Source organism: Janthinobacterium breve (assembly GCF_051380895.1).
In the GTDB taxonomy this organism is placed as follows: Bacteria; Pseudomonadota; Gammaproteobacteria; order Burkholderiales; family Burkholderiaceae_D; genus Janthinobacterium.
Genome location: NZ_JBNYXY010000019.1, coordinates 1 through 21,518, shown reverse-complemented (window position 1 = coordinate 21,518; position 21,518 = coordinate 1). Strand labels below are relative to the sequence as shown.

At 61.8% G+C, this 21,518-nt stretch carries 20 protein-coding genes; 5 read left to right on the top strand and 15 right to left on the bottom strand.

The genetic code is table 11. From position 1 onward, the window contains the following. Positions 1 to 40 precede the first annotated feature (40 nt). The 8 genes from ACQ4W0_RS28790 to ACQ4W0_RS28755 all read right to left on the bottom strand — a co-directional run bounded on the left by ACQ4W0_RS28790 (position 41) and on the right by ACQ4W0_RS28755 (position 10,144). Entirely contained in the window at positions 41 to 1,540 is a 1,500-nt protein-coding gene (locus ACQ4W0_RS28790) for a CoA-acylating methylmalonate-semialdehyde dehydrogenase (protein WP_436579840.1), read from the bottom strand. Positions 1,541 to 1,554: 14 nt separating this feature from the next. Next, the gene (gene iolB, locus ACQ4W0_RS28785; protein WP_436579839.1) at positions 1,555 to 2,352 is read right to left on the bottom strand and encodes a 5-deoxy-glucuronate isomerase; all 798 of its coding nucleotides are present in this window, start codon (positions 2,350 to 2,352) and stop codon (positions 1,555 to 1,557) included. After that, positions 2,349 to 3,263: a myo-inosose-2 dehydratase gene (iolE, locus tag ACQ4W0_RS28780; protein WP_436579838.1), complete on the bottom strand. Its 915-nt coding sequence runs from the start codon at positions 3,261 to 3,263 to the stop codon at positions 2,349 to 2,351. Before iolE ends, iolB begins: the two co-directional genes overlap by 4 nt. A gap of 1 nt (position 3,264) precedes the next feature. Next, entirely contained in the window at positions 3,265 to 5,106 is a 1,842-nt protein-coding gene (gene iolD, locus ACQ4W0_RS28775; RefSeq protein ID WP_436579837.1) for a 3D-(3,5/4)-trihydroxycyclohexane-1,2-dione acylhydrolase (decyclizing), read from the bottom strand. Then, entirely contained in the window at positions 5,103 to 7,049 is a 1,947-nt protein-coding gene (locus ACQ4W0_RS28770; protein ID WP_436579836.1) for a bifunctional 5-dehydro-2-deoxygluconokinase/5-dehydro-2-deoxyphosphogluconate aldolase, read from the bottom strand. The genes iolD and ACQ4W0_RS28770 overlap by 4 nt, the downstream gene beginning before the upstream one ends. Positions 7,050 to 7,057: 8 nt before the next feature. After that, entirely contained in the window at positions 7,058 to 7,843 is a 786-nt protein-coding gene (locus ACQ4W0_RS28765; protein WP_436523842.1) for an ATP-binding cassette domain-containing protein, read from the bottom strand. Positions 7,844 to 7,846: 3 nt separating this feature from the next. Beyond that, positions 7,847 to 8,968: an ABC transporter permease gene (locus tag ACQ4W0_RS28760; protein WP_101484474.1), complete on the bottom strand. Its 1,122-nt coding sequence runs from the start codon at positions 8,966 to 8,968 to the stop codon at positions 7,847 to 7,849. Positions 8,969 to 9,139: 171 nt separating this feature from the next. After that, positions 9,140 to 10,144 carry a sugar ABC transporter substrate-binding protein gene (locus ACQ4W0_RS28755; protein WP_495542779.1) on the bottom strand — a complete coding sequence of 335 codons (1,005 nt, stop codon included), beginning with the start codon at positions 10,142 to 10,144 and terminating at the stop codon, positions 9,140 to 9,142. A gap of 289 nt (positions 10,145 to 10,433) precedes the next feature. Between ACQ4W0_RS28755 and ACQ4W0_RS28750 the strand changes: the two genes are divergently transcribed. The 3 genes from ACQ4W0_RS28750 to ACQ4W0_RS28740 are packed head-to-tail and all read left to right on the top strand — an operon-like array spanning position 10,434 to position 13,330. Then, positions 10,434 to 11,300 carry a MurR/RpiR family transcriptional regulator gene (locus ACQ4W0_RS28750; protein ID WP_289948774.1) on the top strand — a complete coding sequence of 289 codons (867 nt, stop codon included), beginning with the start codon at positions 10,434 to 10,436 and terminating at the stop codon, positions 11,298 to 11,300. Then, positions 11,293 to 12,279, top strand: a complete 987-nt coding sequence (gene iolG, locus ACQ4W0_RS28745; RefSeq protein WP_436579857.1) for an inositol 2-dehydrogenase — start codon at positions 11,293 to 11,295, stop codon at positions 12,277 to 12,279. The genes ACQ4W0_RS28750 and iolG overlap by 8 nt, the downstream gene beginning before the upstream one ends. A gap of 28 nt (positions 12,280 to 12,307) precedes the next feature. Further along, the gene (locus ACQ4W0_RS28740; RefSeq protein ID WP_436579834.1) at positions 12,308 to 13,330 is read left to right on the top strand and encodes a Gfo/Idh/MocA family oxidoreductase; all 1,023 of its coding nucleotides are present in this window, start codon (positions 12,308 to 12,310) and stop codon (positions 13,328 to 13,330) included. Between the two features lie 14 nt (positions 13,331 to 13,344). Here ACQ4W0_RS28740 and ACQ4W0_RS28735 read toward each other — a convergent pair whose 3' ends face one another. Further along, the gene (locus ACQ4W0_RS28735; protein WP_436579833.1) at positions 13,345 to 13,716 is read right to left on the bottom strand and encodes a helix-turn-helix domain-containing transcriptional regulator; all 372 of its coding nucleotides are present in this window, start codon (positions 13,714 to 13,716) and stop codon (positions 13,345 to 13,347) included. Then, on the bottom strand, positions 13,713 to 14,114 hold the full coding sequence (locus ACQ4W0_RS28730) for a type II toxin-antitoxin system RelE/ParE family toxin (protein WP_436579832.1): 402 nt from the start codon (positions 14,112 to 14,114) through the stop codon (positions 13,713 to 13,715). Before ACQ4W0_RS28730 ends, ACQ4W0_RS28735 begins: the two co-directional genes overlap by 4 nt. Positions 14,115 to 14,288: 174 nt before the next feature. On the opposite strand from ACQ4W0_RS28730, the gene ACQ4W0_RS28725 reads away from it, so the two are divergent. Both ACQ4W0_RS28725 and ACQ4W0_RS28720 read left to right on the top strand, forming a co-directional pair. Further along, positions 14,289 to 15,506, top strand: a complete 1,218-nt coding sequence (locus ACQ4W0_RS28725; protein ID WP_436579831.1) for a hypothetical protein — start codon at positions 14,289 to 14,291, stop codon at positions 15,504 to 15,506. Between the two features lie 25 nt (positions 15,507 to 15,531). Beyond that, complete coding sequence (locus ACQ4W0_RS28720; RefSeq protein WP_436579830.1) at positions 15,532 to 16,560, top strand: ParB/Srx family N-terminal domain-containing protein; 1,029 nt, start codon at positions 15,532 to 15,534, stop codon at positions 16,558 to 16,560. Between the two features lie 72 nt (positions 16,561 to 16,632). Here ACQ4W0_RS28720 and ACQ4W0_RS28715 read toward each other — a convergent pair whose 3' ends face one another. The 5 genes from ACQ4W0_RS28715 to ACQ4W0_RS28695 all read right to left on the bottom strand — a co-directional run. Further along, positions 16,633 to 17,742, bottom strand: coding sequence for an ABC transporter ATP-binding protein (locus ACQ4W0_RS28715; protein ID WP_436579829.1), 1,110 nt, complete (start codon positions 17,740 to 17,742; stop codon positions 16,633 to 16,635). Positions 17,743 to 17,751: 9 nt separating this feature from the next. Then, a complete protein-coding gene (locus ACQ4W0_RS28710) occupies positions 17,752 to 18,627 on the bottom strand; it encodes a carbohydrate ABC transporter permease (protein ID WP_071077886.1) in 876 nt (291 codons plus the stop codon). Next, positions 18,624 to 19,508 carry a carbohydrate ABC transporter permease gene (locus tag ACQ4W0_RS28705; RefSeq protein WP_071077887.1) on the bottom strand — a complete coding sequence of 295 codons (885 nt, stop codon included), beginning with the start codon at positions 19,506 to 19,508 and terminating at the stop codon, positions 18,624 to 18,626. Before ACQ4W0_RS28705 ends, ACQ4W0_RS28710 begins: the two co-directional genes overlap by 4 nt. 113 nt (positions 19,509 to 19,621) lie before the next feature. Continuing rightward, positions 19,622 to 20,875: an ABC transporter substrate-binding protein gene (locus ACQ4W0_RS28700; protein WP_436579828.1), complete on the bottom strand. Its 1,254-nt coding sequence runs from the start codon at positions 20,873 to 20,875 to the stop codon at positions 19,622 to 19,624. A 243-nt stretch (positions 20,876 to 21,118) separates the two neighbouring features. Continuing rightward, positions 21,119 to 21,518, bottom strand: a 400-nt coding sequence (locus tag ACQ4W0_RS28695; protein WP_436579827.1) for a carbohydrate porin, incomplete at its 5' end; no start/stop codon positions are given.

Genomic DNA, 21,518 nt, shown 5'->3' with positions numbered 1-21,518 from the left:
CATTGCAGTAAGCAAGAAACGAACCAGCTGGTTTTGCGTTTTACTTGAGGGTCGGCATGGCAAATTCGGCGCCGGCGGCCGTGGACGCGGGCCAGCGCTGCGTGACGGCCTTCTGTTTCGTGTAGAAACGCACGGATTCCGGGCCATGCGCATGGTGGTCACCGAACAGGCTGCGCTTCCAGCCGCCGAAGCTATGGAAGGCCATCGGCACGGGGATCGGTACGTTGACGCCCACCATCCCCACCTGCACCCGATGCGTGTATTCGCGCGCCGTGTTGCCATCGCGCGTGTAAATCGCCGTGCCATTGCCATATTCGTGGGCGTTGACCAGCTCCAGCGCGGTGGCGAAATCAGGCACGCGCACGATGCACAGCACGGGGCCGAAAATTTCTTCCTTGTAGATCGTCATTTCGGGCGTCACATGGTCGAACAGGCTGCCGCCGAGGAAAAAGCCGTTTTCATGGCCGGGCAAGACGAAACCGCGCCCATCACAGATCAGCTTGGCGCCTTCCTTGACGCCGGTGGCGATGTAGCCGGTAATTTTATCCTTGTGCACTTGCGTCACCACGGGGCCCATCTCGGCCTTCAAATCCATGCCTTGCGTGATCTTCAAGGCGGCGATGCGGGGCACCAGCGCTTCCACCAGTTGATCGGCCACATTGCCGACGGCCACAACGACAGAAATGGCCATGCAGCGCTCGCCGGCCGAGCCGAAGGCGGCGCCCATCAGGGCATCCACCGTTTGCGCAATGTCCGCGTCGGGCATGACGACCATGTGATTCTTGGCGCCACCCAGCGCCTGCACGCGCTTGCCCTGCGCGCAGCCGGTGGCATAAATGTATTCGGCGATCGGCGTAGAGCCGACAAAACTGACGGCACGCACGTCCGGGTGGTGCAGCAAGCCGTCCACGGCTTCCTTGTCGCCCTGCACCACATTGAAGACGCCGTCAGGCAAGCCCGCGTCCGTCAACAACTGCGCCAGCAGCAGGCTGGCCGACGGGTCGCGCTCGGACGGTTTTAATACGAATGTATTGCCGCAGGCAATCGCCATGGGGAACATCCACATGGGCACCATCACGGGAAAATTAAATGGCGTGATGCCGACGCAGACACCGAGCGCCTGGCGGATCGACCAGGCGTCGATGCCGCCAGCCACCTGTTCGCTGTACTCGCCCTTCATCATTTGCGGGATGCCGCAGGCAAACTCCACCACTTCGATGCCGCGCGTCACTTCCCCTTTCGCGTCCGTAAACACCTTGCCGTGCTCGGCCGTGATCAGGGCCGCCAATTGATCCGCATGTTCTTCCAGCAATTCCTTGAACTTGAACATGACGCGTGCGCGGCGCAGGGGCGAGGTTTGCGACCAGGCGGGAAAGGCCGCGTGGGCGGCGGCCACGGCCGCGTTCAGCTCGCTTGGCGTGGCCAGCGACACCTTCGCCGTGACCGCGCCTGTGGCGGGATTGAAGACGTCGGTCGTACGCTCGGAGCGCGAAGCCATGGGGTTGCCACCAATAAAGTGGCCGATCTGTTGCGTTGTCATAGCGGGATCCTCGATTATTTGGTATTCATCAGCCACTCATGGGCCGGGTCGTTTTTAAAATGCCACACGCGTTTCGGGCCGGCCATCACGTTCAGGTAATAGCCATCGTAGCCATACGGCACGGTCACGGGGTGGTAGCCCCTGGGCACCATCACCACGTCGTGGTTTTCCACGGCCATGGCTTCGTCGATGAAACGGTCATCCGTGTAGACTCTTTGATACGCAAAGCCCTGCTCCGGATTGAGGCGGTGGTAATACGTTTCTTCCAGCGAACTTTCCAGAGGAATATTGTCGCTGTCGTGTTTATGCGGCGGATAGCTCGATGAATGGCCGGACGGCGTCACCACTTCCACCACCAGCAAGCCGTCGGCCTCGGCCGTTTGCGGCAGGATGTCGCACACATAGCGGGTATTCGCACCCTTGCCGCGCACGGAACGCGTCATGCTGGCCGGTTCGATCAGGCGCGCCGGGCGATGCGTGGTGGCTGGGGCGCTGCACAGGGCCACTTCCGCAGCGCTCACGGCCGTGATGCTGACCTGTGTTTCCAGTGGAACATACACGGCATACGGCGAACGCTCCTCGAAGACGCTCTGGCGATTGCCGATGGCTTCCCAGGCTTGATCGCCCGCCTGGACGGTGACCGTGCCCGTCAGCACGACGATGCACAGTTCGCGGCTGCCCGTCTCCAGGCTGATGTGCTCGCCAGCCGCCAGGCGGTGGGCGGCAAAGCCCACATGCGTCCAGCCGGCCGACTCGGGCGTGACTTCCACGATGGTGGAACCAGGCCGGGCCTTGACCAGCAGCGGGCTCATGCCGCCTCCCGGCCCAGGCGGGGAATGGCATCGACGAGGTGAGCCAGGTAATCGTGGCCCATCTTCGCGTAGGCATAGCTGGGCGCGACGGCCGGGTCTTGCTCCGCTTCCACCACCAGCCAGCCCTCATAGCCGTGCAGATACAGGCGCGTCAGGATCGCCGGAAAGTCGATGCTGCCATCGCCGGGCACGCTGAAGGCGCCATTGATGACGGCCTGCAAGAAACTCCAGTGGCCATTGCGGGCCAGTTTCACCACGTTGGGGCGCACATCCTTGCAATGCACGTGGCAGATGCGTTCGATATGCTTGTTCAGGACGGCCAGCGCATCGCCACCGGCAAACGTGATATGACCCGTATCAAACAGCAAGCCCACTTCCGGCCCCGTCAAGGCCATCAGTTGATCCACGTCAGCCGGGGTTTCCACGTAGGCGCCCATGTGGTGGTGGTAGGCCAGACGCACGCCGTGCGCCAGCAGGTGGGCGGCAAACGCCGTCAATTTGTCCGCATAGGCCTGCCATTGCTGCTGGGTCTGGAAACGCGGGCGTTTGTACAGGGGGCGGGCTTCGCCCTGGATGGCGTCGGCCACTTCGCCGTAGACCATGACGCTGGCGCCGCTGTCTGCCAGCAGGCGCAGATGCGATGCCACGGAGGCGATCTCTTCTTCCACCGACCGGTGCGCCAGGCGGCCCGAATACCAGCCGGAAATACATGCCAGGCCATACTTGCCCAGCACGGCGTTCAGGGCCGGGGCATCCTTGGGAAACTTGTTGCCCAGCTCGAAACCTACATAGCCGATCTCGGCGCCCTCTTTCAAGGCCGTCTCCAGCGGCGTTTCGCCGCCCAGGCTCGGCAAATCGTCGTTCATCCACGAGATCGGGTTGATGCCGATCTTGACATTCCAAGTGTTCATCTCAGTTCCTTTGTTTCAGGCGATCGGTTTCATAACGGGCGCGGGCAAGCTGCACGCCGGGTTGCGTCGACACTTCGGGCACGGCCACTTCCCACCAGCAACCACCCTCTTCGGTCGTGCGCGTGTCGTCCGTATTGATGCAGATCAGATACGTGCGGGAAGCTGCCCGGGCGCGCAGCATGGCTTGCTCCAGTTCGGCGATATTGCCCACGTGTTCGGAGAGCGCGCCCAGCGACTGCGCGTGCAGGGCAAAGTCGATCACGGGGGCGCTATCGGGCAACATATTATTGAACGAGGCATTGCCACATGCCTGCTGCAGGCGGTTGATGCAGCCATAGCCGCGGTTATCGAGCACGACGATGATGAGTTTCTTGTCCAGCATGACGGAGGTGGCAATTTCCGAATTCATCATCAGATAGCTGCCATCGCCCACCATGACGATCACCTCCGATTCCGGCTTGGCCATCTTGACGCCCAGGCCGCCGGCGATTTCATAGCCCATGCACGAATAGCCGTATTCCATGTGGTAGCCGCCCGGCGTACTGGTACGCCACAGCTTGTGCAGTTCGGCCGGCAAGGTCCCGGCCGCGCAGACGACGATGTCGCGGGTGGTGGAGTCCCTGGATGAACGCTGCACGGCGCCGATGACTTCGCCGTCGTAGGGCAAGCCGGCCACCTCGCGCTGGCCCGTAATCGCCGCCACCGTGTTGCGCCAGGCGTGGCCCGCCTGCTGTGCCCGGTCCAGCCATAGTCCCGCGCTGTTCCAGCTGCCCAACAGCGGCGACAGTGCCTGCAAGCCGAGTGTCGCGTCCGCCTGCAAGCCCAGGCCACGGCGTTTCAAGGCGTCAAAGGCATTCACGTTCAGACTGACCAGTTGCGCTTGCGCAAACAGGGAGTTTGAGCCGGTGGTGAAATCCTGCAAGCGCGTGCCGATGGCCAGCACCACGTCCGCTTCCGCCGCCAGCGCGTTCGCGGCGGACGAGCCCGTCACGCCGATGGCGCCCAGCTGCAAAGGATGGTCCCATGGCAAGGCACTCTTGCCCGCCTGGGTTTCCGCCACGGGAATGCCGTGCCGCTCGGCAAACGCCTGCAAGGCGGCGCTGGCCTTGCCGTACAGCACGCCGCCACCGGCCACGATCAGCGGCTGTTTCGCATTTTTCAATAGTAGCGCCGCTTCTTCCAGTTCGGATTCCACCGGCGGCACGGCGCGGAAACGCACGATGCGCGGTTCGAAAAAATCGGCCGGATAGTCATACGCCATGGTTTGCACGTCTTGCGGCAGGGACAAGGTCACGGGGCCGCAGGTGGCCGGGTCCGTCAAGGCGGCTATGGCGCGTGGCAAGGCCGTGAGCAACTGTTCCGGATAGATAATGCGGTCAAAATAACGCGACAGCGGCTTGAATGCATCGTTGACCGAGACGCTGCCGTCGCTGGCATCTTCCAGCTGCTGCAGCACCGGGTCCGGTGCGCGCGACACAAATACGTCGCCCGGCAGCAAGAGCACGGGCAAGCGGTTCACGTGCGCCAGCGCGGCGGCTGTCAGCAAATTGGTGGCACCGGGACCAATGGAACTGCTGACGGCCATCATGCGCCGGCGCATGTGGGCTTTCGCGTAGGCAATGGCCGAGTGCGCCATCGCCTGTTCATTGTGTGCGCGATAGGTGGGAAAGCTGTCGCGGTACTGGTACAGCGCTTCGCCCAAGCCCGCCACATTGCCGTGGCCAAAGATGGCAAAGGCGCCGCCGAACAGAGGAGTCAAGCCACCCTCGCCATCCTCGGTACGCAATGCCGACAGATAGCGCACCAGCGCCTGCGCCATGGTCAAACGTATTGTGGCGCTCATGCTGCACGCTCCAGGTGCTTGCGCGTGCGTTGCCACAAACTAATGAGCTGTTCGAAGTTGGCGCGCACGGCGGCGATCAGGGCCGCATCGTCAAGGTCGCCGGCCAGCCAGCGGCGGCTCGGTTCCTGGAAGATGGTGCGGCCTACCATGAAGCCGCGGCAGGTCGTGCTGGCACTGGCTTCTTCGAAGCTGGCGGCCAGGGCAGCAATCGGCGCGTTCAAGCCCAGCAAGACCACGCCACGGCAATACGGATCGCGCTCGTGCACGAGGGCATCGATGGCTTGCCATTGCTGGGCCGACATGCTTTCCAGCTTCCACCATTCCGGATAGATGCCCAGGTTGTACAGGCGCTTGACGGCGCGCAAGACGGTATCGTCGCCCTGCGGCAGGGATTCCGACGGTATGACTTCCAGCAACAGTTCGTGACCGCTCACTTGCGCCGCGTCATACAGGGCCTTGATCTGCGCTTCCTGTTCCAGCCGGTTTTCCACGGCATCGTCCGGGTGCAGCTGCACCAGACATTTGATCACGTGTTCCTTCGGCCAGCTGAGCAAATGCGAACCGATGGAGCGGCCCCAGTCGAATTGCAGCGGGTTCGATCCCGGCAATTCCACGGGACGCCCTATCCACCAGCCGCGCCCTGTCGCATCGTTGAGCGCGTCGACGCCATAACGGCCATCGATCAGCACGCCCGTCTTGCCGGACAACTGCAAGGCCGTTTCCGTCTGCGCCACGGCTTGCACCATCAATTGCTTCAAGGCTGAGATACGCGATTCGGACGCGCCCGTTTGTTGCGCCAGCTCAAAGAATTGCGTGCGGTGGTCGAAGGCAAACACGCACAATTCATCCCATTGCTTGCGCGCCACTGTCGTGCGGTGCAAGCGGGACAAGGTGGCGTCCTGGTCCGGCTGCGTCAGCTTTGCCGCATTGGCCAGGAAATAGTCTAGCTCGACGGGCGACGGCATGGCCGGCGCACAGCCGTGGCGCGACACGACCAGCGCGCCGCAACCATTCGCGTAGCGGCAGCACGCTTCGTAATCTTCGCCGCGCAGCCAGCCTTTCAGGAAGCCGGACAGAAAGGCGTCGCCTGCGCCCAGCACGTTTAGCACATCCACGCGCACGCCACGGTAGTTATACGCGGCGTCGAGACTGTGCGGGATGGTCGCGTCGATGACGGCGCTGCCCAGCGGGCCCCGCTTGACGACCAGGGTCGCCAGGGTGGCGGCCCGCACGGCGCATAAGCTGGCCATGATATCGGCACCGCCGCCGGCAATCATGAATTCCTCTTCCGTGCCGACGATCAGGTCGAACTGCGGCAGGATCGCTTGCAGGTGGCTGGTCACGCCGTCGTTCGAGACGAAACGCGTTTCGCCGTCCGCCTTGCCCGACAAGCCCCACAGCACGGGCCGGTAGTCGATGTCGAGCACGGTGCGCACCTTATTGGCACGCGCCAATTTGAGGGCCTGCATGCTGACGGCGTGCATGGCAGCCGTGGAAAAATGCGTGCCGGTGATCAACAGCGCTTTGCTTGAGGCAATGAAGGCCGCATCCACCGACGCCAGGTCGATGGCCATGTCGGCGCAATTGTCGCGGTAGAAAATCAGGGGGAAAGTGTTTTTATCCTTGATGCCCAGCATGACGAGGGCGGTGAGCCTCTCGCGGTCGATGCCAACGTGACTGACGTCGCAGCCCTCTTTCGACAAGGTATCGGTCAAGAATCGGCCCATGTGGTCGTCGCCCACTTTCGACAGCATGGCCGATTTCAAGCCCAGGCGGGCCGTGCCGAAGGCGATATTCGCCGACGAGCCGCCCAGGTACTTGGCGAAACTCGTCGCGTCTTCCAGCGGGCTGCCGATTTGCTGCGCGTACAGGTCCACCGCCAGGCGGCCCAGGCAAATCACGTCGAGCGCGCGGCCCTGGGCAAATTGTGTCGGGTTATTCATGGTTATCCTTAAATCGTGACACCGTCGAGTTCAGCCATCAGCGTTTGCATTTCCGCACCGCCCGCCATCATGTCGAGTACTTCATCCTTGGAAACAGTTTCCTTGGTGTAAGTGCCCAGCGACTTGCCCCGGTTCAACAGGGTGAACGAGTCGCCCACGGGGTAGGCGTGGTGCACATTGTGAGTAATAAAGATCACGGACAAGCCCCGTTCGCGCGCCTTGTAAATCAGTTTCAGCACATTGAACGACTGCTTCACGCCCAGCGCGGCCGTCGGCTCGTCGAGGATCAGCACGCGGGCGCCAAAGTGGATGGCGCGGGCAATCGCCAGGCATTGCCGCTCGCCGCCCGACATGGTGCCCACGGCCTGGTGCGGGTCGCGCACCATGATGCCCATTTCGGCCAGCTTGTCGCGCGCCGTGGTGGCCGCGTACTCCATATCCATCACGGGCAGCACGCCAAACATTTTCCTGATCGGTTCGCGGCCCATGAAGAAATTGCGCGCCACGGACAGCAATGGCACCAGCGCCAAGTCCTGGTAGACGGTAGCCACGCCCAGGTCGAGCGCCTCTTTCGGCGAATTGAAGCTGACGCTCTTGCCATCGACCAGGTAGTCGCCGCTGGTGGGCCGGTGCACGCCGGCCAGGGTCTTGATCAGGGTCGACTTGCCGGCGCCGTTGTCGCCCAGCAGGCAATGCACTTCGCCCGGTTTCAAGCGCAGGGTGACGTTTTGCAGGGCGATGACGGAGCCGAAACGTTTGCTGATGTTTTCCAGCGCAAGGATGTATTCGCTCATGGCTTATCTCGCTTCCGTGACACGCGCACGGACAAAGTTGTTGAACAGTACCGCGATCAGCAGCATGACGCCGAGGAAGACGCGGAACCAGTCCGAATTGATATTCGTATAAGTAATGCCGATCTGCACCACGCCAAAGATCAGCGCGCCGAAGCAGGCGCCGACGACGGAACCGTAGCCGCCCGTCAGCAAGGCGCCGCCGATGACGGCCGCGATGATGGCTTCGAATTCCTTTTGCATGCCACGATCGGCAGCAGCCGATCCCACGTCAAAGACTTGCAGCGTGGCAAACAAACAGGCGCAGAAGGCGGTGAAGACAAACAGCGATACCTTGATGGTTTTGACGGGCACGCCCACGTTCTTGGCCGCGTTGGCGTCACCGCCGACGGCGAAGATCCAGTTGCCGATGCGGGTGCGGGCCAGGACGAAGCCGGATACCAGCGCCAGGCCGGCCCACCAGACGATGACCTTGGGGATGCCCTTGACCAGCGGCGCGCCATTGTCGAGCGCCGTGATCCAGCCTGCCTTGGCCATCCAGGCGAACAGCGAGGTGCCCACTTCGCCATGGAACAGGGTCAGGGCCAGCCAGTCGTCGGCGGCCAGCGCGCCGATGCCGCTGACGATGGTGCGGTTGGCAAACATGATGGACAGCGCCAGGGTCAGGCCGCGCAGGATGAACAAAAAGGCCAGGGTGACGATAAACGAAGGCAAGCGCGTCTTGATGACCAGGTAGCCGTTGAGCCAGCCCAGCGCCATCGAGCCGGCAAAGGCGAACAGGATGGCGGCCCACACGGGCCAGTGGAAGTAGACGGAAGGGATGGCGATCATCATGCCGGCAAAGCCGATCATGGAGCCGATCGACAGGTCGAATTCACCGGCGATCATCAGTACGCAGGCGCCGATGGCGATGATGCCCAGGTAGGCGGCCACTTGCGCCCAGTTGATCACGCCGTCGAGGTTGAACATGCCGGAGTCGCCGGCCGTCAGGATGAAGAAGGCGAACACCAGGATGGCACCCGAGATCGAGGCGAATTCCGGACGGCTGAACAGCCGCTTGAGCCAGCTGACCTGCCCCACGCGCTCATCGGCGCCCTGCTTTTGCGGCGGCGTGCCCGAGGCGGCCATGCCACCCGGTTCCACGCTTAATTTCACGGTACTCATGCTATGTCTCCCTTGTTTTATAGCAACCTGCCAGCCTCGACAACAATTCCAGGGCGGCAGGACCCGCGCGCCGGCAAGCATGGCCTGCGCGCGGGGACAACGACTAAGGTATTGATTGAATTGAAAAGCGGGGGCTTAACGGAACTGGCCGGCGTATTTCTCCACCTTGCCGATATTGTCCTTGGTGACATACCCGGGACCGGAACCGATATGGCGCGGGCCATACGATGGTGCCAGCCCATACTCGGCCAGGCGCGCCTTGAACTTGGCGTTATTGATCAGCTTTTCGCGAATCTTGGCCAGGTCCGTGGTCTTGTCCTGCTTCATGATGGCCAGCACGGCAACGGGGATGTAGCCTTGCAGGTAGGGTTGCTGGTCGATGGCGAACTGGATGCTGCCATCCTTGATGCCTTTCGAGATTTCATCGGACAGGTCGAACGTGGCGAACCACATCTTGCCCTTCAAGCCCATTTTTTCCAGCGCCTTCAGCGAGGCGTGGGCCGAGGTGGGTCCCAGCGCCAGCACGGCCTGGGTTTTCGGGTTGTTGCGCAGGTAGGCGCTCAACTTGCTTTCGATGGTGGTCGGGTCTTCGCCCGCATCCAGGGTGGCGGCCTTGAAATCGACGCCGATGGCTTCGGCAAAGCCGCGGCAACGCTCGAACGACGACGGGTTCGTCGCGTAATGGTTGACGCAGACGAAGGATTTGATGCCGGCCGCCTTGGCTTTTTCGCCGGCGCCCTTGCCTGCCTCGTATTCAGGCTGGCCCACGTGCATCACGGCGCCCAGCTGCTCGCTTTGCGCCAGGGTGCCCGAATTAATCGTGATGAAGGGGATTTTCTTCGCCGCCACCAGGCCCAGCGGTTTTTGCAGCACGCTGAAGTCGGCGATGCTGACAATCACGCCGTCGTAGTTGCGGGCGGCCGATTGCTCGACCAGGCGCGCCATGTCGGCCAGGTCGCCATTCGGCGGATTGCGGTAGTCGACGGTGACATTGAAGTCTTCGCCTGCTTGCTTGACGGAATTTTTGATCGTATTCCACCAGGAATCGGAATCAGGCGCATGGCTGATCAACACGAATTTCTCGCCCGCCGCGTGGCTGGCGCTCATGCCCAGACCCAGTCCCAGGCCGAGGCCCAGCATGGCCAGGCTCTTCAGAAATCCCTTACGCTTATTGCTTTGCATGAATGTCTCCTTGAAGGATTAATTTTTATAGTTGCCAGCTTTTGTCGCGTGTCAGCGGGGAACCGGAAAACCGGCAAAACCCGATGCACTGCGCACAGCTTAGGCCACAAAAAAGACAAATGCAATAAAATTTTCAAAATAAATATAAATAGAAAATCATTTCTATTTTCTGGATTCACTCCTATAATTCTCGCCAGAACCAGCCGCACCAATGACGCGGCCCGGCAAGCACACAGAGGAAAAAACCATGGCAGCCACCGCCCCCATCGAACAACTGATGCAGCATATTGCCGCCGAGTACGACAATCTGTCGCGCCAGTTAAAAGTCATCGCCCAATACATTGAAAAGCACCGGGCCAGCCTGATGCTTGAGCGCATCAGCGACATCGCCACCGCTTGCGACGTGCAACCATCGGCCATCGTGCGCTTCGCGCAGCGTTTCGGCTACACGGGCTTTTCCGAAATGCAAGATGTATTCCGCCAGGCTTATACGGACCAGGCCGGCGCCACGCCCGACTACCAGCAGCGCATCCGCAAGCTCATTTCCACGCGCGACGCGGCGCTCAGCGCAGGCGACCTGACGCGCGAATTCGTCGGCGCCAGCCGTGCCGGCCTCGACGACCTGGCCGCAGGCCTCGACGATGCGCAGCTGGAAGCGGCCGTCAACCTGCTGTTGAAAGCAGACAATATCTATGTGATCGGCGTGCGCCGATCGTTTCCGATCGCCTCCTACATCGCCTACGCGCTGGAACATACGGACAAGCGCGTGCACCTGATTAGCGGACTGGGCGGCATGCACCGCGAACAGATGCGCAGCGTGCGCGAACGCGATGTGGCGATCGCCATCAGTTTCTCGCCTTACGGCAAGGAAACCCAGCAGTGCATCAAGGCGGCGCAAGACAAGGGCGCCAAGGTCCTGGTGATTACCGACAGCAAGCTGGCCCCGCTCGCGCGGACCGCCGACGCGCTGTTGACCGTCACCGAGGGCAGCGCCTTCGCCTTTCGCTCGCTGACCAGCACCATCTGCCTGTGCCAGGCGCTGTTCATCGCGCTGGCATACAAATTAGAGCTCGACATCGAAGAAATCCACACCCCAGGAGAACATGATGATTGAAGTAGCGTTGTTCGGCGCCGGACGCATCGGCAAAATCCACGCGGCCAACCTGGCTGCCCAACCCGGCGTGCAGTTCAAGTACGTGGTCGACGTCAACCAGGAAGCGGCCGCCGCCCTGGCTGGCCTGCATGGCGGCAGCAGTGCCACCGTGGAAGCGGCGCTGGCCGACCCGGCCATCAAGGCCGTCGTCATCGCCTCCAGCACGGACACGCACGCGGACCTGATCCTGCGCTCGGCCGCCGCCGGCAAGGCCATCTTTTGCGAAAAGCCCGTCGATTTGACGCTCGACCGGGCGCGCGCCTGCGCCGCGGCCGTCAAGGAAGCCGGGGTCATGTGCATGCTGGGCTTCCAGCGCCGCTACGACCCCACCTTCAATGCCGTCAAGACACGCATCGAAGCGGGCGAAATCGGCACGCCGGAGTTGCTCGTGGTTACCAGCCGCGATCCGGGCCCGCCACCCGTCAGCTACATCAAGGTGTCGGGCGGCATCTTCAAGGATATGCTGATCCACGATTTCGACATCTTCCGCTGGATACTCGACGATGAAGCCGTCAGCGTGCACGCCACGGGCAGCTGCCTGGTCGACCCGGCCATCGGTGAGGCGGGCGACCTGGACACGGCCGTCGTCACCATCCGCACGGCGAAAGGACGCTTGTGCCAGATCAATGCCTCGCGCCGCGCCGCGTATGGCTACGACCAGCGCTTCGAAGTGCTGGGCAGCGCCGGCATGCTGCAGGCGGGTAACCACAAGCCGACGGAAGTGACTGCGTATGGCGCCGTCAATGTCAGCGTGGACAAGCCGGAAGATTTCTTCCTGGAACGTTATCGCGTGGCCTACGCGCAGGAAATGGCGCATTTCTTTGACGCCCTCAGCCACGGCACGCCGCTGCGCACCACCGTCCACGATGGTTTGAAGGCGCTGGAACTGGCCGAGGCCGCTACCCTGTCGTGGCGCGAACAGCGCGTCGTCACTTTATAAACCAATAATAAAAATATCTGGAGACACCATGTCATCCCCAACATTAAAAGTCGGCATCGTCGGCCTGGGCCGGCTGGGCCAGCGCCACGCCATCAACCTGGCGCAGCGCGTGCCAAACGCCGAAGTCGTGGCCGCCTGCAGCCCCGTGCCAGTCGAGCTGGACTGGGCCGCCAGCCAACTGGGCATCACCACCGGCTATGCCGACTACGACGCCCTGCTGACCCATCCGGGCCTGGACGCCGTCTTCCTCGTCACGCCCACCTCGCTGCATGCTGACCAGATCATCGCCGCCCTGCGCGCCGGCAAGCACGTGTTTTGCGAAAAACCGCTGTCGCTGGACCTGGCCGATTGCCTGAAGGTGGAGGCGGAAGCGGCGCGCCACCCGCAGCTGACCGTCATGATCGGCTTCGTGCGCCGCTTCGACGCCAGCTACCATGACGCGCAGCAAAAGATCGCCCAGGGTTTCATCGGCAAGCCGTATCTGGTGCGTTCGCAAACCTGCGACCAGAACGACCCCAGCGGCGCCTTCATGCGCTTCGCCCCCACCAGCGGCGGTATCTTCCTCGATTGCAGCGTGCACGATATCGACCTGGCGCGCTGGCTGCTGGGCAACCCCGTGCCCAAACGCGTGTATGCGAGCGGCACGAATGCCATCCACACGGGCTTGCAGGCGTTTGGCGACGTCGACAACGGCCTGGCCACGGTCGAGTTTGCCGATGGCAGCATGGCCAGCTTCATGGCGTCGCGCACCATGGCGCATGGCCATGAAACCCTGACGGAAGTGTTCGGCACGGGCGGCCGCCTGGCCGTGGGCAGCAATCCGCGCCTGAACCGCGTGGAAATTTCGGATGCGCACGGCGTGCGCAATGAATGCACGCCGGACTTCTATGCCCGCTTCGCCGACGCCTTTCTGATCGAGGCGCAGGAGTTTACGGATGCGGCGCTGGGCCGGCGCATCTTGTCATTGACCTTGCACGACGCGACGGAAGCGACGCGCATCGGCCTGGCCATGACGCAAGCGATGCGCGAAGCACGGCCCGTGGAGTTTTAAGCCAAAGGACGGACTCAGGCAGCCGGCGCGGGAAATGGACGTTCGGGCTGCCTGGGTTCCACCGCCAGGCGCAAGCCCATGGCATCGAGGATGGCCGCCAAGGTGCTCAGGGAGGGATTGCCCTCAGGCGACAAGGTGCGGTACAGCTGGGTAGGATTGAGCTTGGCCGCCTGCGCCACGGCGGGCACGCCGCCAAAGGCGCGCGTCAACTGGCGCAGCACGGTCAAGAGTTCTCCATGCTCGCCATCGACGAGGATATTGTTGATCAATTCAAGGGCGAAAGCGGGATCGTCGCGGTACAGCTCAGCCATCGCCTCGTCATGCGAGCGGTCTCTTGCTGGCTTGCTCATGACCTCTTTCATGTCCTCTTGCATGTCCTCTTTCATGGCCTCTCTCCTTCCAGTCGCGCCAGCAGGCACAGACGTATTCGATATCTTTCGACTGCGTGCGCTTGTCTCCACGCGCTTGCGCCACCGCACAGCAATAAAATGATCTGCCCGCCGGCAAGGGCGTAGCAAATACGGTAACCGGCGCCCACATCGATGCGCAACTCCCACACGCCATCGTGGCAGAACTTGTGGTCGCCAAAGTTGCCCGCCATCAAACGCAACACGCGCCGGACTACGGCCACTTTAGCCGTGCTATCACGTTGCCGCTTTAGCCATTCTGTATACAAATCCCTGCCCGATGATGTCAGGTAGTGCCGGATCCCGTACATCGTATTCGTCCATAAACGAAGAAAAATCAAGGGGAAAATCACATGTACGCATAAAAAGAAGACCACGCCATCTTGCTACCAAAACCGCGCACGCAGGCCGCGAATACCGGGTTCACTGAGCTACATCAAGATGCATTTCTCTCATTATTATAAGGAAATGATGTTGCGGGCGCGGGCCGCACCTACGCGCCGATGCGCTATACAATAGGCGCCTGTTCAACCGCCAGGAAACATGCCGCCATGACGCAGCTCGACAGCCCCTCTCCCCTCCTCGCCGGCGTGGCCGAACGCTACGTGAAGCTGGTCCTCGCCATGGGCCAGCACGATGCCTCGTATGTCGACGCCTATTACGGCCCGCCCGCATGGCAGCAAGAAGCGACAGAACAGCAACAGGATTTGAGCGATATCAAGGATGGCGCAAACGCGGCGCTGGCCCTGCTGGCCGACGAACCTTGCCTGCGCGCCCTCAACCTGCGCAAGCAGCTGCATGCCGTGCTGGCGCGCGCGGAGATGCTGCAAGGCACACGTCTCGATTTCGATACGGAAAGCGCGCGCTTGTACGATGCCGTCTCGCCCCACCACAGCCGCGCATACTACGAAGAATTGGTGACGCAGATCGACGCCCTGCTGCCAGGCGACGGCACCGTCAGCGAGCGCGTCAACGCCTTGCGCGCGCAACTCGTCATTCCCGCCGACAAGCTGCATGCCGTGATGGATGCAGCCATCCGCGCGGGCCGCGAACGCACCTTGCAGTACATCGCCCTGCCCGAAGGCGAAGATTTTGTACTGGAATTCGTCAGCGACAAGCCGTGGAGCGGCTACAACTGGTATAAGGGCAACTACCAAAGCGTGATCCAGATCAATACTGACTTGCCCGTGTACATCGATCGCGCCGTCGACCTCGGCTGCCACGAAGCCTATCCGGGCCACCACGTCTACAATGTGCTGTTAGAGCGCGACCTGGTGCGCGGCAAGGGCTGGATGGAATACTGCATTTATCCGCTGTATTCACCGCAATCGCTGATCGCCGAAGGCACGGCCAATTACGGCATCGAACTGAGTTTTACGGATGAAGAACGGCTGGCTTTCGAACAGCAGGTGCTGTACCCGCTGGCTGGCCTCGACCCTGCGCTGGCGCCCCGCTACGCGCAGCTGAACGCGCTGCTGGCCAAACTCGGCTATGCCGACAACGACATCGCGCGTCAGTACCTCGAAAGCAGCCTGAGCCGTGAAGAAGCGCTGGAATGGCTGATCAACGTACGCCTGTACCCGGCCGAGAAATCCACGCAGCGCCTGCAGTTCTACGATGCCATGGGTGCTTATGTCATCAATTACAACCTGGGCCAGGACATGGCGAAAGCCTATGTCGGGCGCCATGGCGCCACGCGCGCCGAGCACTGGGCAGCGTTCCGCGACCTGATGTCCTCGCCGCGCGTGCCCAGCGCGCTGCTGGAATGAGGCGCCAGCGATAAAGGAGAGTCGCATGCACACCACGCACACTGCCAGCGCCCTGCTGCTGGCTCTTTCTTTCAGCAATGCGGCGTGGGCCAAGGATGTGGCCGTCGCCACGGCACCCGCGCTCAGCGCGCGCCAGCAGGCGTTGATGGCGACAGCCGTGGGCAGCGCCGCCCATCCGCGCATCCTGCAGGTGCGCCTCGATGAACTGCATCCCACCCAGCCGGCCATCGGCTACGACCAGGTGTACTACAAGCTGGGACGCTATGCGGCAGAAGAAAAGCACATCGCCGACATTGCCAAGCCGAAGAAATTTTCCGACCTGTGCGAGGCCAATGGCCAGGGCGACGTCTTGCCCGGCACGGCCAATGCAGCCGGCGCCACCCTGGCCGCGCCGCCGGCCGGCTACCGCTGCAAGGCGGCCGTGGGCAGCCGTCCGGGCGACATGAAGAGCGTCGTCATCGGCCCGCGCGGCAGCGTGTACCTGACCGATGGCCACCACACGTTTTCCACGTTCTGGGAGGCCGATGGCGGGCGCAATCATCCATTGAAGGTCTGGGTCAAGGTCAGCGACAATTTCAGCGCCTTGAGCGTAGCGGCCTTCTGGGCCCGCATGCGCGAAGAAAACAAGGTATGGCTGAAAAATGGCCGGAACCAGGCCATCACGCCGCAGCAACTGCCAGCCGCCATCGGCTTGCGCGCGCTCGGGGACGACCCGTACCGCTCGCTCGTCTACTTCACGCGCGAAGTGGCTTATGCGCCGCCCGCGCAAGCCACGGAATTCCTCGAATTCTACTGGGCCGACTGGCTGCGCCAACAGGCCGGGGTCGACCTGGCAAGGACCGACAGGGGCGATGTCGCCAGCTACCTGGCCACCATCCAGACCGCATCGGCCGCAATGGCGGGCCTGAAAGCCACGGACATTGTCAGCGGCGGCAAGACGGCGCAAGCGCTGGGCTGGACCGGCGTCTTCAGTCAGGGGGCGCTGGACGAGCTGGTCACGCCAACGGGCAAGCTCAGCTACGCCATCGCGTACAAGAAATCGCTGGCAAGATAAACCCGCCGGTATAAACAACAACGGCCCGCCTGTCACCTGGACCAGCGGGCCGTTTTCTATGGCAGGTGCCGCTTACGCGATGCGCTCGCCATTGGCCGGATCAAACATGGCCGCCTTCGACAAGTTGAACGACAGCTGCATGGTCTGCCCCGGCAGTACTGCTTCGCGCGGATGCGTGCGGCAAGTCACGGCGGCGCCATTCAAACGCGTCGTCAGCAAGGTATCGGGGCCGGTCGGCTCGACCAGGTCGATCAGGCAGCCCAGTTCCTGGCCCACGTCGCCGTGCGCGCTGCTCATGTCCGTGATCTGCTCCGGGCGCACGCCCAGGATCACGTCGCGGCCCGCATAGCTGCGCAGCTTGTCGGCGTCGAAAGGCAAGGCCAGGCGCATGCTCTTGCCCGCATTCTCGATGGCGACAAACACCTCGTTACCCTCGATGACAGGCTTGACGGTGACGAAGTTCATCGACGGCGAGCCGATGAAGCCGGCCACGAACAGATTCGCCGGATTGTCGTAGATTTCCTGCGGCGTACCCAGTTGCTGCACCACCCCATCCTTCATGACGGCGATCAAATCGCCCATGGTCATCGCCTCGATCTGGTCATGCGTGACGTAGACAATGGTGGCCTTCAGGCGCTGGTGCAGCAGCTTGATCTCGGCGCGCATTTCCACGCGCAGCTTGGCGTCCAGGTTCGACAGCGGTTCGTCGAACAGGAACAGCGACGGTTTGCGCGAGATGGCGCGGCCCATGGCCACGCGCTGGCGCTGGCCGCCCGACAGCTGCGCCGGGCGGCGATCCAGCAAGTGCGTGATCTGCAGGGTTTCGGCGACGCGGGCGACGATTTCTTCCTGCTCCGCCTTCGGCACTTTTTTCACATTCAGGCCAAAGGCGATGTTCTCGCGCACCGTCATCGACGGATACAGCGCGTAGGACTGGAACACCATGGCGATGTCGCGGTCCTTCGGCGGCAATTCGTTGACGACCTTGCCGTCGATGAGGATTTCGCCCGAGGTGACGCTTTCCAGGCCGGCCACCATATTGAGCAGGGTTGATTTGCCGGAGCCGGAGCCGCCGACGAGGATCAGGAACTGGCCATCCTTGATCTCGATGTCGATGCCCTTGAGGACTTCGACGCCATTCGTGTACACCTTGCGGATACCGCGTATCGATAAACTGGACATATTATTTCCTTAACCTTTGACTGCGCCTGCGGTCAGACCGCGCACAAAATAACGGCCTGCGACCAGATAGACCAGCAGGGTAGGCAGCGCGGCAATCACCGCAGCCGCCATGTTGACGTTGTATTCCTTCACGCCCGTGGACGTGTTGACCAGGTTGTTCAAGCCCACCGTGATCGGCTGCGAATCGCCGCTGGCGAAGACGATGCCGAACAGGAAGTCGTTCCAGATCTGCGTGAACTGCCAGATGATGCAGACGACGAAAATCGGACCCGAAATCGGCAGCACGATCTTGCGAAAGATCAGGAAGAAGCCCGCGCCGTCGATGCGCGCCGCCTTGATCAATTCTTCCGGCACGCCAATGTAGTAGTTACGGAAGAACAGGGTCGTGAAGGCCGTGCCATACACCACGTGCACGAAGACGAGGCCCGTGGTGGTATTGGCCAGGCCGAATTCGCCCAGCAGGCGCGCCATCGGCAGGATCACCACCTGGAATGGGATGAAGCAGCCCACCAGCAAGGCGGCAAACAGCATTTCCGAACCGCGGAAGCGCCAGTGCGCGAACACATAGCCGTTGAAGGCGCCCAGGAAGGTCGAGATCAGCACGGCGGGAATCACCATCTTGATCGAGTTCCAGAAGAACGGCTGCATGCCGTCGCAAGTGACGCCCGTGCAGGCGGAAGACCAGGCCTTGGACCAGGAATCGAACTGCCACACGTGCGGCAATGCCAGCAGGTTGCCGCTGCGGATCTCGTCGAGCGACTTGAACGACGTCGACAGGGTCACGTACAGGGGAACAATGTAATACACCGCGAACAGGATCAGCAGCAGGTATAACACCACCCGTCCCAGGGTGAGTTTGTTGTTACGTGTAGGAGTGTGTGTCATCTCATCGCCTTTGCGCTGCGCGTTTCCAGGTACATCAGCGGCACGAGCACGGCCACGATGGTGGCCAGCATCATCATGGCCGATGCCGAGCCCAGGCCCAGCTGGCCGCGGGTGAAGGAAAACTGGTACATGAAGATGGCCGGCACGGACGACGAGTTGCCAGGTCCGCCAGCCGTCAATGCGATGACCAGGTCGAAGCTCTTGATGGCGATATGCGCGAGGATCAGCAGCACGCTGAAGAACACGGGACGCATGGCGGGAATCACGATGCGCCAATAGATCGTCGGCAAGGACGCGCCATCGACTTGCGCCGCCTTGATGATTTCATCATCGATGCCGCGCAGGCCGGCCAGGAACAGGGCCATGACAAAGCCCGACGACTGCCATACGCCGGCGATCACCACCGTGTAGATGGCCATGTCGGAATTCACCAGCCAGTCGAAGGTGAACGACGTCCAGCCCCAGTCGTGCATGACCTTTTCCAGGCCCAGGCTGGGATTGAGCATCCATTTCCAGGCCGTGCCGGTGACGATGAAGGACAGCGCCATCGGATACAGGTAGATGGCGCGCAGCGCGCCTTCGGCGCGGATTTTCTGGTCCAGCAGGATCGCCAGGAACAGGCCGATGGCGATGCTGCAACCGATGAACAGGACACCAAAGATGCCGAGGTTCTTGAGCGAGGTCCACCAGCGCTCATTGTCGAACAGCTCGACGTATTGCACCAGGCCGGCGAACTCGTAGTTCGGCATCAGCCGCGATTCGGTCAGCGACAGCCAACCGGTCAAAAAGATAAAACCATAGACGAACAGCAGACTGGCGATGAGCGTGGGGCCCAGCACCATCTGCGGTATCCATCGGTCGAATTGCTTGCGTATGGACATAGGAGAGCCGTAGAGAGAACTGCGTGTGGCGCCGGCCTGGTCGAACGCCAGGGCGGGCGCCTGCGATGCATGCAATGCAGCGGGCGCCGGTGGGAATGCCGGCGCCGTCGTGATTACTTCACTTTTGCCGCTTTGGCCAATGCTGCAACCGCGTCTTTCGAGCTCATGTTGGTATTCATGAACTTGGCGATGACGTCGGTCACGGCGCCTTGCGTGGCCGATGGCAGCGCCATGCCGTGGGCGAACGATGGCACCAGGCCGCCGGTCTTGTTGGTGGCGTCCATGTCTTCCATCGATTTCAGGGCGCAAGCGTCAAACTTGTCCTTGGAAACGCCGGAACGCACGGGGATGGAACCCTTGTTCAGGTTGAAGATCGACTGGAACTTCGGATTCATGATGGCATTGGCCAGGGCGATCTGCCCTTTCTTCGCATTCGCATCCTTTTGCGTGAACATGGCAAACGAATCGATGTTGAAGGTGTAGGCCTTGTCCGTGCCAGGAGCTGCCACGCACAGGTAGTCCTTGCCCGGCACCTTGCCGGCGGCCGTGAACTCGCCCTTGGCCCAGTCGCCCATGAACTGGAAGCCGGCCTTGTTGTTGATAACCATGGCGGTGGCCAGGTTCCAGTCGCGGCCGGCCGCATCCTTGTCGATGTAGGTCTTTACCTTGCCCAGGGTGTCGAACACCTTGAGCATGGTCGGGCCGGTCAATTCCTTCTGGTCCAGCTTGAGGATGGCCTTTTTATAGAACTCGGTGCCGCCCACGCCCAGCGCGACCGATTCAAACACGGTGGCGTCCTGCCATGGCTGGCCGCCATGGGCAATCGCGATGCCGCCCGATTGCTTGATCTTCTCGGCCGCTTCAAAGAACGCGGGCCAGGTGGTCGGGGTGGTGGCCACGCCGGCTTTTTTCAGCACTTCCGGATTGACCCACATCCAGTTGACGCGGTGGACATTCACGGGAGCGGCAACGTAGTGACCTTTGTATTTCATGATGTCGGCGACCACTTTCGGCAGCACGGCATCCCATTTGCCTGGAATGGCGGCATCGTCGATATTGGCCAGCACGCCTTCCGCGCCCCACTCCTGGATCGATGGACCCTTGATCTGGGCGGCCGTTGGCGGGTTGCCGGAAATGACGCGGGTTTTCAGTGCGGTCGCGGCGTTTTCGCCAGCGCCACCAGCCACGGCGAAGTCTTTCCAGCCGAAGCCGCTTTCTTTCACGATTTGCTGCAACTGGCCCACGGACTTTGCTTCGCCGCCGGAGGTCCAGTAGTGCAACACTTCCACGTCGGTCGCAAAGGCGCTGCCAGCGAATGCCAGGGTGGTCAATGCGGCCAGTTGGGTAATCTTGAATTTCAGTTTCATCTCCACATTCCTTTTTTGATCAAGCTTTTAGGGGGCTTCGGCATACGGGGCCGAAAAAGGTGATAGTGCGCCTGTACCGGCGCTCTTGTGCTCAGACCCGCTTGCAAACGGGCATCATCTTCAGTGAAAAGACGGCGCCGTGATCCATGACATGCTTACATTGTATTTATATCACGGGACGGCGCCAAAAACGCATCCGCGAAGGATGCGCCAGGTTGATCTAGACTGACAACGCCTGCAAACTTAGAACCAAGTTTCCACTTGGAAACCATAGGAGGTGCCGCTGGTATTGTTGTTGTACACAGGACCGGAGTTGTTCGACGCGTTGACCGAAGCGGTAGCCGCATCGTTCCATTTGCCGTAGGTAACAAAAGCGCGCAGCTCGGGACGCGACCACAGGCCAGGACCGGCGGAGATCGTCGGCGCGATGGTCAGCTTGGTCAGGCGCTTGGCCGGCAGGCCGCCCGCTTGCGTCACGCGATCCGTGCCCAGTTCCGTCACCAGCTTGAAGTTGTTGGTGAACGCGTACACGGGACGCACGCCGACCGAGGTCCAGGTCGAGGAACCGGTGGCGTTCGACTCGTCTTTTTGCCACAGGGCGACGAATTCCATGCCGAAGTTTTCCATCGGCTGGATCGCCATG

What these genes read in the sequence shown, in the direction of transcription:
- ACQ4W0_RS28705 (WP_071077887.1), bottom strand. Translation starts at nt 19,508, where the DNA reads ATGTCCATACGCAAGCAATTCGACCGATGGATACCGCAGATGGTGCTG.
- iolG (WP_436579857.1), top strand. Translation starts at nt 11,293, where the DNA reads ATGATTGAAGTAGCGTTGTTCGGCGCCGGACGCATCGGCAAAATCCAC.
- ACQ4W0_RS28770 (WP_436579836.1), bottom strand. Translation starts at nt 7,049, where the DNA reads ATGAATAACCCGACACAATTTGCCCAGGGCCGCGCGCTCGACGTGATT.
- ACQ4W0_RS28735 (WP_436579833.1), bottom strand. Translation starts at nt 13,716, where the DNA reads ATGAAAGAGGACATGCAAGAGGACATGAAAGAGGTCATGAGCAAGCCA.
- ACQ4W0_RS28700 (WP_436579828.1), bottom strand. Translation starts at nt 20,875, where the DNA reads ATGAAACTGAAATTCAAGATTACCCAACTGGCCGCATTGACCACCCTG.
- iolD (WP_436579837.1), bottom strand. Translation starts at nt 5,106, where the DNA reads ATGAGCGCCACAATACGTTTGACCATGGCGCAGGCGCTGGTGCGCTAT.
- ACQ4W0_RS28740 (WP_436579834.1), top strand. Translation starts at nt 12,308, where the DNA reads ATGTCATCCCCAACATTAAAAGTCGGCATCGTCGGCCTGGGCCGGCTG.
- ACQ4W0_RS28725 (WP_436579831.1), top strand. Translation starts at nt 14,289, where the DNA reads ATGACGCAGCTCGACAGCCCCTCTCCCCTCCTCGCCGGCGTGGCCGAA.
- iolB (WP_436579839.1), bottom strand. Translation starts at nt 2,352, where the DNA reads ATGAGCCCGCTGCTGGTCAAGGCCCGGCCTGGTTCCACCATCGTGGAA.
- ACQ4W0_RS28715 (WP_436579829.1), bottom strand. Translation starts at nt 17,742, where the DNA reads ATGTCCAGTTTATCGATACGCGGTATCCGCAAGGTGTACACGAATGGC.
- ACQ4W0_RS28760 (WP_101484474.1), bottom strand. Translation starts at nt 8,968, where the DNA reads ATGGCCGCCTCGGGCACGCCGCCGCAAAAGCAGGGCGCCGATGAGCGC.
- iolE (WP_436579838.1), bottom strand. Translation starts at nt 3,263, where the DNA reads ATGAACACTTGGAATGTCAAGATCGGCATCAACCCGATCTCGTGGATG.
- ACQ4W0_RS28720 (WP_436579830.1), top strand. Translation starts at nt 15,532, where the DNA reads ATGCACACCACGCACACTGCCAGCGCCCTGCTGCTGGCTCTTTCTTTC.
- ACQ4W0_RS28750 (WP_289948774.1), top strand. Translation starts at nt 10,434, where the DNA reads ATGGCAGCCACCGCCCCCATCGAACAACTGATGCAGCATATTGCCGCC.
- ACQ4W0_RS28790 (WP_436579840.1), bottom strand. Translation starts at nt 1,540, where the DNA reads ATGACAACGCAACAGATCGGCCACTTTATTGGTGGCAACCCCATGGCT.
- ACQ4W0_RS28710 (WP_071077886.1), bottom strand. Translation starts at nt 18,627, where the DNA reads ATGACACACACTCCTACACGTAACAACAAACTCACCCTGGGACGGGTG.
- ACQ4W0_RS28765 (WP_436523842.1), bottom strand. Translation starts at nt 7,843, where the DNA reads ATGAGCGAATACATCCTTGCGCTGGAAAACATCAGCAAACGTTTCGGC.
- ACQ4W0_RS28755 (WP_495542779.1), bottom strand. Translation starts at nt 10,144, where the DNA reads ATGCTGGGCCTCGGCCTGGGACTGGGTCTGGGCATGAGCGCCAGCCAC.